The sequence below is a fragment of the Paenibacillus antibioticophila genome (assembly GCF_000455265.1).
In the GTDB taxonomy this organism is placed as follows: domain Bacteria; phylum Bacillota; class Bacilli; order Paenibacillales; family Paenibacillaceae; genus Fontibacillus; species Fontibacillus antibioticophila.
This window is the reverse complement of sequence record NZ_HG005145.1, coordinates 33,821-47,617: the sequence shown is the minus strand read 5'-3', so window position 1 is coordinate 47,617 and position 13,797 is coordinate 33,821. Positions and strand designations below refer to the sequence as shown.

Genomic DNA, 13,797 nt, shown 5'->3' with positions numbered 1-13,797 from the left:
ACGATGGGAAAGAGGTGATTGATTTGACGAGTATGGGAGACTTGGTCGTCCGCAAATCCTATGGTGGAGATATCACTTTCCGGATAGAAAAGATCGTGCGGGAGCAGGCCATTATCAAAGGGACGGAATTTCGGCTTTTGGCGGATGCGCCGCTGAGCGATTTGACCCGAGTACATCAAGCCGCAGCAGGGGAAGAGAAAGCCAGGATCAAGGCGACGGAATCCCTGGAGCGGCTGCATCAGAACCGGAAGCAGCTAGCCGAGCGGAATCAATCCGAAGTGAGCCGGGAATGGTACGTGAGCGGAGAGCCCTCTTACTTCGAGGTTCCGGGTACGGTTCTGCATCTGGACGGTGATGAGCGCTATTTGAAAAAAAGCATGAGCCTGTATGAGAAGCTCCATGTACCGGCCCACGGATATTATATCAACGAATCCGGCATGGCCAATGCCCTGTATCGTCTGCTGCCAAGCATCCAGCCGGATATTGTGGTGCTTACCGGGCATGATGGAGTGTTAAAGAATCGGCCAACAGCAGATTTATATAGCTTATCCAGCTATAAGAATTCCAAGCACTTTGTGGAGGCCATTCAGACAGCCAGACAATACGAGCGGAACTTCGATGCCTTAACCATCGTCGCAGGAGCTTGTCAGTCGCATTTTGAGGCGTTGCTCCAGGCTGGAGCCAATTTCGCGTCCTCTCCTTCCCGCGTGCTGATCCACGCGCTGGATCCGGTCTACATCGCTGCAAAGGCGTCCTTAACCTCGATTCGGGACACGATTCATATTACGGATGTCTTGAACCATACGGTCAGCGGAACGCAAGGAGTCGGAGGCATCGAGACGCGAGGGTGCTATCGGATCGGCCTGCCCAAATTGAAGGATTTATCGGGGCTAAAGGTCATTCCGTCGATGTAATTTCACAAATTTATAGCTTAACCCTGCATACAGAAAAAAAACCGTTGACAACCGTTTTTTCATGCTGATATAATTATTTATTTTGATTTGACAAAACCCCCACCTTTCTTGTATAATGGACAAAGAAGGAAGGTGGTCACAGGCAATGGCTAAAAATGCGCTGTCAGAAATAAAACATAGTCTTGACGCTCACGTGGGACAGAAGATTATGCTGCGTGCAAACGGTGGTCGCCGTAAGACCGTAGAACGCACCGGAGTGCTGGAGGAGACCTATCCTTCGGTCTTCATCGTTAAGCTGGATGAAGAGCAGCAATCAACCAAGCGTGTATCCTATAGTTACGCCGATATCCTTACCGAATCCGTTGAAGTCATGATCGGTGACAGTGACAATGGGATGAGGCTATCGTATTCGAAACCTTAAACATCTTGTTGGATGACAAAACCGGCTCAGTGAAAATTTCACTTGAGCCGGTTTTTTATTTTCGTGTTGTTCATTTATCGCGGACATCATTGTATTTTGATCCGGAGCATGGAAGATTTCACTTGGCATGAATCCGGAGAGTGGGAGCACACTACAGATGTGTTCCCTGATTCCTATAACCAAGGAGGAGTGTACATGTCGCGCAGAAGACGCAGTACCATGTCTGAGGCTCTGAAGGTAGAGTTGGCGAAGGATCTTGGGTTCTACGACACGGTCCAGCAGGAAGGCTGGGGCGGGATACGGGCAAAGGATGCCGGCAATATGGTCAAGCGGGCTATAGAGCTGGCGGAGCGTGCCGCATCCAAGCAGCAATAGAACAATCCGGCGGGCTTCCAGATGAGGGGCCTGCCCTCGTGTTTTTGTCTGCTATTCACCACCTCTGCACGCTGGCATTTTGGTTGAGAGAAAGAGAATGTCTTCTGTGCATAGACTTAGCGCGCACTTTTTTTTATAATAAGCTAAGTCTGACACGGTGAAGGAAGGGGCGGGCGGAATGAAAATATACGAAAAGGCGCCAGCTAAAATCAATTTAATGCTGGACGTTTTACATAAACGCCCGGACGGCTACCATGAGGTTGAGATGATCATGTCCATGGTTGATTTGTCCGATCGTCTGGAACTGAGTGCTCTCCCCGGAGATACAATCATTATCTCTAGCCAGGCTGGCTATATCCCACTGGATGAGAAGAACTTGGCTTTTCAGGCAGCCAGATTACTTAAGGATCGTTACGATGTCAGAAGCGGCGTTCATATTCATCTGGATAAGAAAATCCCTGTTGCCGCAGGCTTGGCAGGCGGAAGCAGTGATGCCGCCGCAGCTCTTCGCGGACTGAACCGGTTATGGAACCTCGGGATCTCGCAGGAAGAGCTGAAAAAGCTAGGCGAAGAGCTAGGCTCGGACGTGCCCTTCTGCATAACCGGAGGAACTGCCCTTGCTACCGGCAGAGGAGAGAAGCTTACCCCCTTGAGCGCGCCCCCGCAATGCTGGGTCATCCTGGCGAAGCTGCCGATCAATGTATCGACGGCGGATGTGTACGGACGGCTGAGAGCCGATGAGCTTGTCTCGCATCCCTCGGCAGCACGGATGAGAGCGGCGATTGAGCAGGGTTCTTTTGACGGAGTGTGCAGAGAGCTTGGAAATGTGCTAGAGGACGTGACATTGGAGCTGTATCCGGATGTCGCTCATTTAAAGAACACGATGATCCGGCTCGGGGCCGATGGCGTTCTGATGTCCGGAAGCGGTCCGACCGTATTCGGGCTGGTATCGAAGGAATCGAAGGTTCCGAGAATCTATAATGGCCTTCGCGGCTTCTGCAAAGAGGTATACGCGGTTCGCTTATTGACATAAAGCTTGGAAACGACAGGAAAAAACTTGAAAGAAAACGTACAAAAATGTTATATTACAATATAATATTCGGATTTAGCGAGGGATTCTTCGTGAAAAAATTTAAGAGAAGCGCACGGTTGGTGGAAATGACCCAGTATTTATTGGCACGACCGCATCAACTCATCCCGCTAACCACCTTTGCCCAGCGCTATGGCGCGGCTAAGTCTTCAATCAGCGAGGATCTCGGGATCATAAAGGAAGTATTCGAAGAGGAAGGCACCGGCGAGCTGCAGACGCTGGCCGGGGCTGCGGGAGGCGTAAGATATATCCCGAAGATGGGCAAGGAGCAGGCGCTTGATTTTGTGAATCGTCTGTGTGTGAAGTTGTCGGAGCCGGAGCGGATTCTGCCTGGCGGTTATTTGTATATGTCTGATTTGCTAGGCTTGCCGGGCTTTATGCAGGAGGCGGGGAAGTTGTTTGCCACTGCATTTGCAGGCAAGGACATTGATTGCGTCATGACCGTGGAGACGAAGGGGATCCCGCTGGCTTATGCTACAGGGGCGGAGCTGAACCTGCCCGTCGTACTGGTGCGCCGTGACCATCAGGTGACGGAAGGCTCGGCCGTAAGCATTAACTATGTATCCGGTTCTCATAAGAGTCTGCATACGATGACTTTGTCCCGGAGAGCTCTGAAGGAGAAGTCAAAGGTATTAATCGTTGATGACTTCATGAAGGCTGGGGGCACGATCCAGGGAATGGTAGATCTGTTAGCGGAGTTCAACGCTACTGTTGCCGGAGTCGGCGTTCTGGTAGAATCGGGGGAAGTTGAATCCGGGCAGCGGCTGCTGCAGGATTATATCTCGCTGGCTACACTGACCGCAGTAGATGCGAAGGAAAAGGAAATTTCGGTAGCGCCGGGGAATTATTTTTCCTAGAAAAATAGGGAGCTCAATGTCGATTCTCTGTAAAACGACTGGAAATTAAGACGAAACGTGTCGAAAAGCTCTTTTTTTCAAAAAAAACCTTGAAATCAGGCTATTTTGTTCGCAAAAAAAAAGGATTTCCGTTTGCTATGTGGAATATTACACCAAGTCTCTGATGGAAAAAGGTGGTGAACACATATGCAAATTACGGATGTAAGACTCCGCCGAGTCAGCTCTGAAGGCAGGATGAAAGCGATCGCATCCATTACCATCGATAACGAGTTTGTTGTTCATGACATTCGTGTAATTGATGGAAATAATGGGATGTTCGTGGCTATGCCAAGCAAGCGTACTCCAGACGGGGAATTCCGGGACATTGCGCATCCGATCTCTTCAGGAACACGTGAGAAGATCCAAGCTGCGGTCCTGGCTGAGTACGAGCGGGCTGCCGAACAAGAAGAGGTTGCTATTGAAGAGGGAGCTTAAGTCATTAGTTTTGATTCACTAATTGGGGTTCGAGAAAAGGGAGCCATGTGACCATGGCTCTCTTTTCTTTTTGCCCTAAATGAGATATATTCAGTAATGAGTTTAAGAGAAGGAGGCCAGGGCCTTGAAAAGATTTGCGATTATTCTTGCCGCAGGTCAAGGGAAGCGAATGAAGTCGAAGCTCTACAAAGTTCTGCATCCCGTAAGCGGCAAACCGATGGTCGGGCATGTGCTTGATACGGTGAAGAAAATCGAATGTGAGCGCAGAATCGTGGTTGTTGGCCACGGCGCCGATGCGGTCAAGTCTTATCTGGGAACGAGTGCCGAATACGTGTTGCAAGAGCAGCAGCTGGGAACCGGACATGCCGTGAAGCAAGCCGGCGCCTTGCTCAGCCAGGAAGAGGGAACGACCATTGTGATTTGCGGCGACACTCCGCTTGTGAAAGAGGATACGCTGCAGGCTATGATCGAGCTGCATACCCGCCAAGGGGCTGCGGCGACGATTCTGACGGCATCAATGGATCGGCCGCAGGGCTATGGACGGATTATTCGTGACACAGTCGGCGGCTCTGTTCTGCGGATTGTCGAGCAGAAGGACTGCACCCCTGATGAGGATGCGGTACAGGAGATCAACACGGGTACTTATTGCTTTGATAATGCGAAGTTATTTGCGGCGCTGGAGCAGGTAACCAACAGCAATGCTCAGCAGGAATACTACTTAACCGATGTGATCGGAATCCTGGTTCAGGCCGGAGAGAAAGTGGAAGGCTATCAAACCTCGGATCATTCGGAGTCGATCGGTGTCAATGATCGGCTGGCACTGGCTGAAGCGGAGAGTCTGATGCGTGAACGGATCAGCCGGAAGCATATGCTCGGCGGAGTTACGCTAATTGATCCATCCTCTACCTATATCGGAGCGGATGTGGTCATTGGAGCAGATACGGTCATTTATCCGGGCACGACCCTGAAGGGACAGACTGTAATCGGAGAAGATTGCATCATCGGTCCCGCTGCGGAAATTGAAGACAGTGTGATTCATCATGGCGCGAAGGTAACACGGTCGGTCCTTACGCAGGCGGAAGTCGGTAAAGAAACGACGGTAGGACCGTTCGCTTATTTGCGTCCGGGCACCAAGCTTGGGAAGCATGTGAAAGTAGGAGATTTCGTAGAGATCAAGAACGCCACGCTGGATGACGGCGCCAAGGTATCCCATCTTAGCTATATCGGCGATGCCAAGGTTGGCAGGAACGTAAATATCGGCTGTGGTGCGATAACGGTTAATTACGATGGGTATAATAAATTCGTAACCGAGATCGGAGACGATGCGTTCATTGGCAGCAATGTCAATTTGATTGCTCCGGTCAAGATCGGTGACGGAGCCTTTGTAGTGGCAGGCTCGACAATTACCCACTCGGTTGGAGATAATGATCTGGCAGTTGCCCGGATCCGGCAGGAGAACAAGCCGGGCTATGCCGATAAGATACGTGCTAGAGCCAAGGCGAAGGCACAGGCGAAGAAGCAGCAAGACTAACGGATGGTGTATTCAGAGCAGATTTTTATTTTTTGACGGGATAACTAACTATCTACTAGCACGGAGGGTAATTAAATTTATGACTTATTGTGATTCTAAACTGAAGATATTCACTTGTAACTCTAATCCCAAGCTGGCCCATCAAATAGCAGATTACATCGGCATTCCGATGGGAGATTCGGAGACGACAAGCTTCAGCGATGGCGAGATTCAAGTCAAGCTGTCTGAGAGTGTCCGCGGTTGCCATGTGTATATCGTTCAATCGACCTGTGCACCGGTCAACGATAATTTGATGGAACTGCTTGTCATGGTAGATGCTCTGAAACGGGCTTCGGCTAAGAGTATCAACGTTGTTATTCCGTACTATGGTTATGCCCGTCAGGACCGCAAAGCTCGTTCGCGCGATCCGATTACGGCCAAGCTCGTAGCGAATTTGATCGAGAAGGCGGGAGCCCACCGTGTGATTACGATGGATCTGCACGCCATGCAGATTCAGGGCTTCTTCGATATTCCGGTCGATCATATGCTCGGCGTTCCGATTCTGGCTCAATATTTCCGTTCCAAGCACATCCAGAATCCGGTTGTCGTATCTCCGGACCATGGCGGTGTTGTTCGTGCGCGTAAGCTGGCAGACTTCCTGAACGCACCTCTGGCTATTATCGACAAGCGCCGTCCGGAGCCGAATGTGAGCGAAGTGATGAACATTATCGGTAATATCGAGGGCAAGACGGCGATTCTGATCGATGATATCATCGATACGGCGGGCACTATTATTCTCGGCGCCAATGCCTTGAAGGAAGGCGGCGTGGAAGAGGTATACGCATGCTGTACCCATCCGGTGCTGTCGGGACCGGCGATGGAGCGCCTTGAGAATTCGCCGCTGAAGGAAGTTATCGTAACGGACACCATTCCGATTACCCATCCGAATCCGACCAGCAAGCTGAAGATTTTATCCGTTGCTCCGCTAATGGGCGAGGCGATCATTCGCGTCCATGAGGAGCTGTCCATCAGCAAGCTGTTCGAGATCGAATAGGCACATCAGTTATTGAGATTACATCAGGGGTTGCGCCCTCGAACGAGGCGCAACCCCTATCGGCGTATGAAGATACGAGACGTGGAGGTACTGCAATGAAGTGGATCGTAGGTCTTGGCAATCCCGGGACCAAGTATGAGAAGACAAGACATAATGTCGGCTTCATGGCGCTGGATGAATTGGCCAAACGCCATGGCATCGCCATCAAGCAGAGCAAATGCAAGGCGTTGATCGGGGAGGGCATGCTGCCGGGAGGGAAGGTAGCGCTGATCAAGCCGATGACCTATATGAACCTGTCCGGTGAAGCCGTGCGTGCCTTTATGGATTATTATAAAGTGCCGCTTGAAGACATGATCGTCGTCTATGATGATCTGGACACGGAGGTAGGGCGCAACCGCCTTCGCTATCAAGGGAGCGCAGGGGGACATAACGGCATTAAGTCCATCATCCAGCATACCGGAACCCAGAGCTTTAACCGGATCCGTATGGGAATTTCCCGTCCTGAGCCGGGGTTCGCAGTGGTTGACTATGTCTTGTCAGGCTTCAGCAAGAAGGAAGTGCCGCTGCTAACCCAGTCTATTGAAGCAGCGTGCGATGCGCTGGAATACAGCCTGGACCATACGTTTGAACAGACGATGGCCAAGTTCAACGGTTAGGACAAGTGACATAAAGCATTAAAATTACAGGCGTGGGGGTCCATGTGGCGATTTTAGTGACATAAAGCATTAGAATTGCAGGCGTGGGAGTCCATGTGATGATTTTAGTGACAAAAGGCATTAAAATTGCGGGTATGGGAGTTCATGTGATGATTTTAGTGACATAAAGCATTAAAATTGTGAGTGCGTTGGGGGCTCAAGAAAGTAGGCATAATTAAACTATTGAGCTCAACTTTTTGCTGAACGAGACTTGATACAGGCTTAACTGGGCATACTGAAGGGTATAATCGACCTTCGGGAGGCATATAGATATGGCTATAAACTATGTTTGCAGGCATTGCCGTACATTTATTGGTAGAATAGATTCAGACCAGGTATCTGAGTCCCAGCTGGGGTTCCAATTCTTGACCCCTGATGAGCGCAGAGATATAATAGCGTATAATTCGAACGGCGATACAACAGTCCGAATTACATGTGATTATTGCAAGGAAGCGCTGGACAACAATCCGGAATTGACGCTTCTCTCGAATCTTCTGCAGTAAATGGATAACAGATACAGAGCCTTGGCACGGTTGCTGAGGCTCCTTTTTGGTTCGCTATACTCGCTGTAATGACATGGATCGTTGAAAATAATAGTTATTAGAGAGGTGCCTCATTTGTTACAAGCACTAATACAAGCATTTTCCCGCGACACGGACTTTGCATCGATGGTGGCGGGAGTAGATGCAGGGATGAAGGAGCAGCTAATCTCCGGTTTGTCGGGTTCATCCCGGCAAGTGGCGCTGGCAGCCCTGCATCAGGAGAGTAATCGGCCCCTGCTCATCGTGACCCATAATATGTTTGCCGCACAGAAAATCGCTGAAGATCTACAGGAAGCGCTATCACCCGGTCAGGTCCTGCTATACCCGGCCAATGAGCTGGTTGCTGCAGAGGCGGCGGTCTCGAGTCCCGAGACGCTGGCTCAGCGAATTGAGGTTCTGCTGCAATGCTCCTCCCGTTCATTCCGGGGCATTGTGGTGGTGCCTTATTCTGGTGTGCGCCGCTTCATTCCGGTTCCGGAGGAGATCGCCGAAGCCGGCCTGTCCATCGAGCTGGGGGGCATTCTGGAGCTGGACTCCTTCCTCAGCCGTATGGTCCGGCTTGGCTATGAGCGGGTGGAACGTGTAGAATCCCGGGGCGAGATGAGCGTGCGCGGCGGAATTATCGACTTCTATCCGCTAACCTCTTCGCTTGCCTACCGTGTTGAATTATTTGATGACGAGATCGATTCGATCCGTACCTTTGACCCGGCTGACCAGCGCTCCATCGAGCAGGTTAAGCAGGTAAGCGTTCCTCCCTGCAAGGAGTTGATCGCCTCCAAGGAGCGGCTGGAGAAGGCTGCGCAGATGGCAGAGGTCAGCCTGGAGATGCAACTGGAGAAGATGACGGACCGTCAGGCCAAGAACAAGCTCCGGGATGAAATTTCCCGTGAGCTTGAGCTGATGAGGGAACATGTATATTTCCCTGAAATCTATAAATATATATCCTTGATCTACCCCGAGAACAAAATACTGTATGATTACATGCCAGAGGATACGTTATTGATTCTGGACGAACCGGCTCGTCTGCTGGAGACAGCCAGACAACTGGAGCGGGATGAATCCGAGTGGAATCTGCATCTGCTTCAGAACGGCAAGAGCCTGCCGGAGCTGCCGCTTGCGCTCAGCGGGGACCGCGTACTGTATCACCGTCCGTTCCAGACCCTGTTCCTGTCGCTGTTCCTGCGTCAGGTTCCCCATACCCAGCCACAGAACATTCTGAACTTTGTCAGCCGGACCATGCAAGATTTCCATGGTCAGATGAATGTATTGAAGGCAGAGATGGAGCGATGGAAGAAGAGCGGGTCCCAGGTCATTATGCTGGCCAACGGGGAGGAGCGGATGGATCGGATGCGCCGGGTCCTGGAGGATTACGGGATCGAGGAGCCTACCCTGCTCCAAGGGAATCTGCAGTCCGGCTTCGAGCTTCCTTCCGTGCATCTGGTTGTCATTACGGAAGGCGAAATGTTCTCCCAGAAGCAGCGCAAGGTGCGCAAGGCCGGAAAGAGCATGGACAATGCGCAGCGGATCAAGAGCTATTCCGAGCTGAAGGTCGGCGATTATGTGGTTCACCAAAACCACGGAATCGGGAAGTATCTGGGGATCGGTACGCTTGAGGTCGGTGGCATTCATAAGGACTACATGCATATCATGTATGCCGGCGGAGATAAGCTCTCCGTTCCGATCGAGCAGATTGATATGATTCAGAAGTATGTAGCCTCCGAAGACAAGGAGCCTAAGATTTACAAGCTTGGCGGAAATGAATGGACCCGGGTTAAGAATAAGGTCCGTTCCTCCGTTCAGGATATAGCCGATGATCTCATTAAGCTGTATGCAGAGCGGCAAGCCTCTCCTGGCTATGCGTTTGAGAAGGATAGTCCGGAGCAGCAGGAGTTCGAGGGCATGTTCCCGTATGAAGAAACTCCGGACCAATTGCGCGCCATCGAGGAGATCAAGAAGGATATGGAGCAATCCCGTCCAATGGATCGCCTGCTATGTGGTGATGTAGGTTACGGGAAGACCGAGGTAGCGATTCGGGCGGCCTTCAAGGCAGCGATCGAAGGCAAGCAGGTTGCCGTACTCGTACCAACGACGATTTTGGCTCAGCAGCACTATGAGACCTTCCGTGAACGGTTCGGCGAGTATCCGATCAATATTCAGTCCCTGAGCCGCTTCCGCAGCCGGAAGGAGCAGAACGAGACGATCAAGGGCATCCGTCAAGGAACCGTTGATATCGTCATCGGAACGCATCGTATTTTATCCCAGGACCTGGTGTTCAAGGATTTGGGACTGCTGATTGTCGATGAGGAGCAGCGTTTTGGAGTGACGCATAAGGAGAAGCTCAAGAAGCTTAAGACCAATGTGGACGTGCTTACCCTGACAGCCACGCCGATTCCGCGGACCCTGCATATGTCGATGCTCGGAGTACGGGATTTGTCGGTCATTGAGACCCCGCCGGAGAACCGTTTCCCGGTGCAGACCTATGTGGTGGAGCACAGTCAGGCACTGGTACGCGAGTCCATTGAGCGTGAAATGGCCCGGGGCGGCCAAATTTACTATTTGTACAACCGAGTGCAAGGCATCCAGGAGATGGCTGCACAGATTTCGATGCTGGTGCCGGATGCAAGAGTCGGGATCGGCCACGGGCAAATGTCCGAGCAGGAGCTGGAGAAGACCATTCTTGACTTCCTGGACGGGGAATATGATGTGCTTGTCAGCACGAGCATTATTGAGACAGGGGTCGATATCCCGAATGTAAATACTCTGATTGTTCATGATGCGGATAAGATGGGGTTATCCCAGCTGTATCAGCTGCGGGGACGTGTCGGGCGCTCGAACCGGATCGCTTATGCTTACTTTACGTATCAACGGGATAAATCCTTGACCGAAGTGGCCGAGAAGCGGCTTCAATCGATTAAGGAGTTCACCGAGCTTGGCTCCGGGTTCAAGATCGCGATGCGCGACCTCTCGATTCGCGGTGCAGGCAACCTGCTTGGTGCGGAGCAGCACGGTTTCATCGCCTCCGTCGGCTTTGATCTGTATTCGCAAATGCTGGCGGAAGAGATTCAGAAGCGGAAGATTACGATGCTCGGCGAGCAACAGGAGGATGAAGTCTCCTGGAATACCGCTATTGATCTGGGAATTGATGCGTATTTACCTTCCGATTACATTTATGATAGTATTCAGAAGATTGAGATTTATAAAAAAACAGCCTCAGCGGCTACCTTCGAGGAGGTTGCGGAGCTGGAGGACGAGCTGCTTGACCGTTTCGGGGAGCTGCCGGAGGCCGTTCAGAATCTGATGTCTGTGGCACGGGTGAAGCTCTACGGTAAACGCTACGGCATTGAATCCGTCACTCTCCGCGGCGAGGAGGTTGTACTGAAGTTCTATGAAGGCAGAGAGAAGGTCATAATCCCTGCCAAATTCATGGAAGTTGGAAATCTATTCGGAAGACGTGTACAATTTAACCAAGGATCAAATATCGTGATCCGCATTCAAACCAAGGGAATGGACGAAAAAGAAATGATGGGCCTGCTGGAGCAGTTCCTGGGTGCCCTGAAGGACTCGTTCAAAGCGAAAGGGGAACTACAAAATGTTTCAAGGTAAAGGGCGTTCTTGGAAGACGCTGCTTATTGTTATGGCTGCAGTGCTGACTGTGTCTGCACTCGCAGGCTGCGGCAAGAAAGAGGACAACTCGGCCAATAGCGGCAAGGGCGATACCAGCAAGGTTATTGCAACTTATGAAGGCGGCGAAATTACTGAAAATGAATTCGATCTGGAGCAGCGAATTGTACTTGCGCTTCAGCCGCAAATGGAACAGTTCTTGCAACTGGATGATTTCCGTGATTATTTGGTGAAGCAAGTAATTACTTATGAATATTTGGAAGGAAAGGCTGACGATACAGCGAAGGAAACCGGCAAGAAGAAAGCGGAAGAGCAATTCTCAGCCATGAAGGAATCGATGGGAGCTGACCAGTTCAAGAGCATGCTGGACGCTCAAAAGCTAACTGAAGAAGAATTCAAGAATTATATGATCAAGATCTATACCGTTATGCAAAGCGAGCAGGCTAAAGTGACGGATGAGGATGTAGCCACTGAATTCGAAGCTACCAAGGAAGACTATATTACGGCTTCCGTACGCCATATCCTGATCGGATTTACCGATAAGGAAGGCAAAGAACGCAGCCAAGAGGATGCACTTAAGCTTGCGAATGAGGTAAAAGGAAAGCTGGATGCGGGTGAAGATTTTGCGACGCTCGTGAAGGAGTACTCCTCCGATGGTGAGACCAATATCAATAATGGCGGCCTGTATGCCGATACGCCAATCAGTAACTGGGTAACTGAATTCAAGGAGAAGGCGGCTACGCTTCCTTTGAACACGATCAGTGAGCCGGTAGAGACCACTTACGGCTACCACATCATGCGTGTGGAGGCTCGTACGGAGAAGACCTTGGATGATCTGACTCAAGATGACAAGGACCTGATCAAGATGTCGGTCGCTTCCCAGAAGCTTGATGAATTTATGAGCGGTGAGCTGGAGGAGAAGGTCATCAAGAGCATTGATCTGCCAAAAGTAGAGACGACTGAAGAAGGCACCGACAGCGGTACGGAATCTGACGGCAATGCAGGCACCGACACTAACACAGGTACAGACGGCGGCAATGCGGGCACAGAAGGAACGGATACAGGTACGAACAACAGCAAATAAGCCTTTTCCTTGCTTAGGCACAGGACAAGCCCGGCAGCGCGAGAATTCTCGCGCTGCCTTTCTGTCTGCCGGGTCTTGAAAGGAAGGAGGGATATCCGGAAATTTATTATGCATAAGCGGTTGGAAAGGGATGAATACTATGGTCAGAATCACAACAGCCGAATCTCTCCTGAGCAGCCAATATCCGTATTTAAAAATAAGTGATCCAAAACCGAACAGTAGTTCAATACATCTTAAGAAAGCGGGGCAACATGTAAAATGAAAGCTACTGGAATTGTACGCCGTATTGATGATTTAGGCCGGGTAGTCATTCCGAAGGAGATCCGCCGCACACTGCGGATTCGTGAAGGAGATCCGTTGGAAATCTTCGTAGACCGTGACGGAGAAGTGATCTTGAAGAAATATTCGCCGATCGGAGAGCTGGGCGACTTTGCCAAGGAGTATGCGGAATCGTTGTATGAGAGCACCGGACATACGACGCTCATCTCTGACCGTGATACACTGATCGCGGTGGCTGGCGCATCCAAGAAGGAATATTTGGACAAGCCGATCAGCTCTCTGCTGGAGAATAGTATGGAGCACCGCAGAATTATTATCGAGACGAATACGGGGACTTATGAGATTAACCGTGATCATTCGGAGACCCTCTCCTCGTTTGTTATCGCTCCGATCATCTCAGGCGGGGATCCAATCGGTACAGTGGTTCTGATGAATAAGGATGATTCAATCAAAATGTCGGATTTGGAATCAAAAATGGCGGAGACGGCGGCTGGGTTTCTTGCCAAGCAGATGGAGCAGTAGCACGCAGGCTAGGGAGTCTACAGACAGATGGAACACATTCCCTGAATTCTCAGGACAAGCGTCCTGAGCAGGGGTGTGTTTTTTGCTATGTGCGTGGAGACGACCAAGGGGCTTTATGGCGAAGAAAGAAGGTTTCGTCATATAATGGGACCTGAATGGTAATGTCGAAACCGAGAAGTAGGTACGAGTTCATGAAGCGCAAACAGTCAAATTCTTCAGCCAGTCTGCTTAAGGGAGCCGCCGCATTAAGCATCGCGGTGATCGTCAGCAAGCTGATCGGCACCCTCCAGAAGATTCCGCTGCAAAATATCGGCGGGGACGGTGTCTTTGGCATTTATAATACCGTATACCCCTTTTAT

The 13,797-nt window shown here is 50.8% G+C and carries 14 protein-coding genes; all 14 read left to right on the top strand.

Annotated features, from left to right (window positions below):
* The first annotated feature begins 32 nt into the window (after positions 1 to 32).
* Positions 33 to 914, top strand: coding sequence for a sporulation peptidase YabG (gene yabG / locus TX85_RS24810; protein WP_071784259.1), 882 nt, complete (start codon positions 33 to 35; stop codon positions 912 to 914).
* 145 nt (positions 915 to 1,059) lie between these two features.
* The gene (veg, locus tag TX85_RS24805) at positions 1,060 to 1,335 is read left to right on the top strand and encodes a biofilm formation stimulator Veg (protein ID WP_044482610.1); all 276 of its coding nucleotides are present in this window, start codon (positions 1,060 to 1,062) and stop codon (positions 1,333 to 1,335) included.
* Between the two features lie 195 nt (positions 1,336 to 1,530).
* Positions 1,531 to 1,710 carry a small, acid-soluble spore protein, alpha/beta type gene (locus TX85_RS24800; protein ID WP_044482609.1) on the top strand — a complete coding sequence of 60 codons (180 nt, stop codon included), beginning with the start codon at positions 1,531 to 1,533 and terminating at the stop codon, positions 1,708 to 1,710.
* Between the two features lie 178 nt (positions 1,711 to 1,888).
* The gene (gene ispE, locus TX85_RS24795) at positions 1,889 to 2,743 is read left to right on the top strand and encodes a 4-(cytidine 5'-diphospho)-2-C-methyl-D-erythritol kinase (protein WP_044482608.1); all 855 of its coding nucleotides are present in this window, start codon (positions 1,889 to 1,891) and stop codon (positions 2,741 to 2,743) included.
* A gap of 89 nt (positions 2,744 to 2,832) precedes the next feature.
* On the top strand, positions 2,833 to 3,657 hold the full coding sequence (purR, locus tag TX85_RS24790) for a pur operon repressor (protein ID WP_044482630.1): 825 nt from the start codon (positions 2,833 to 2,835) through the stop codon (positions 3,655 to 3,657).
* Between the two features lie 186 nt (positions 3,658 to 3,843).
* Positions 3,844 to 4,131, top strand: coding sequence for a septation regulator SpoVG (gene spoVG / locus TX85_RS24785; RefSeq protein WP_044482607.1), 288 nt, complete (start codon positions 3,844 to 3,846; stop codon positions 4,129 to 4,131).
* A 124-nt stretch (positions 4,132 to 4,255) separates the two neighbouring features.
* On the top strand, positions 4,256 to 5,662 hold the full coding sequence (gene glmU, locus TX85_RS24780) for a bifunctional UDP-N-acetylglucosamine diphosphorylase/glucosamine-1-phosphate N-acetyltransferase GlmU (RefSeq protein ID WP_044482606.1): 1,407 nt from the start codon (positions 4,256 to 4,258) through the stop codon (positions 5,660 to 5,662).
* Between the two features lie 79 nt (positions 5,663 to 5,741).
* A complete protein-coding gene (locus TX85_RS24775; RefSeq protein ID WP_044482605.1) occupies positions 5,742 to 6,695 on the top strand; it encodes a ribose-phosphate diphosphokinase in 954 nt (317 codons plus the stop codon).
* A gap of 95 nt (positions 6,696 to 6,790) precedes the next feature.
* The gene (gene pth, locus TX85_RS24770) at positions 6,791 to 7,351 is read left to right on the top strand and encodes an aminoacyl-tRNA hydrolase (RefSeq protein WP_044482604.1); all 561 of its coding nucleotides are present in this window, start codon (positions 6,791 to 6,793) and stop codon (positions 7,349 to 7,351) included.
* 311 nt (positions 7,352 to 7,662) lie between these two features.
* Positions 7,663 to 7,893 carry an anti-sigma-F factor Fin family protein gene (locus tag TX85_RS24765; RefSeq protein ID WP_044482603.1) on the top strand — a complete coding sequence of 77 codons (231 nt, stop codon included), beginning with the start codon at positions 7,663 to 7,665 and terminating at the stop codon, positions 7,891 to 7,893.
* A 114-nt stretch (positions 7,894 to 8,007) separates the two neighbouring features.
* A complete protein-coding gene (gene mfd / locus TX85_RS24760; protein ID WP_044482602.1) occupies positions 8,008 to 11,535 on the top strand; it encodes a transcription-repair coupling factor in 3,528 nt (1,175 codons plus the stop codon).
* Positions 11,522 to 12,637 carry a peptidylprolyl isomerase gene (locus tag TX85_RS24755; protein WP_044482601.1) on the top strand — a complete coding sequence of 372 codons (1,116 nt, stop codon included), beginning with the start codon at positions 11,522 to 11,524 and terminating at the stop codon, positions 12,635 to 12,637. The genes mfd and TX85_RS24755 overlap by 14 nt, the downstream gene beginning before the upstream one ends.
* A 258-nt stretch (positions 12,638 to 12,895) precedes the next feature.
* Complete coding sequence (spoVT, locus tag TX85_RS24750) at positions 12,896 to 13,438, top strand: stage V sporulation protein T (RefSeq protein WP_044482600.1); 543 nt, start codon at positions 12,896 to 12,898, stop codon at positions 13,436 to 13,438.
* 161 nt (positions 13,439 to 13,599) lie between these two features.
* Positions 13,600 to 13,797 (top strand): hypothetical protein (locus TX85_RS26945; RefSeq protein WP_148444410.1); only part of this gene is annotated, 198 nt, incomplete at its 3' end.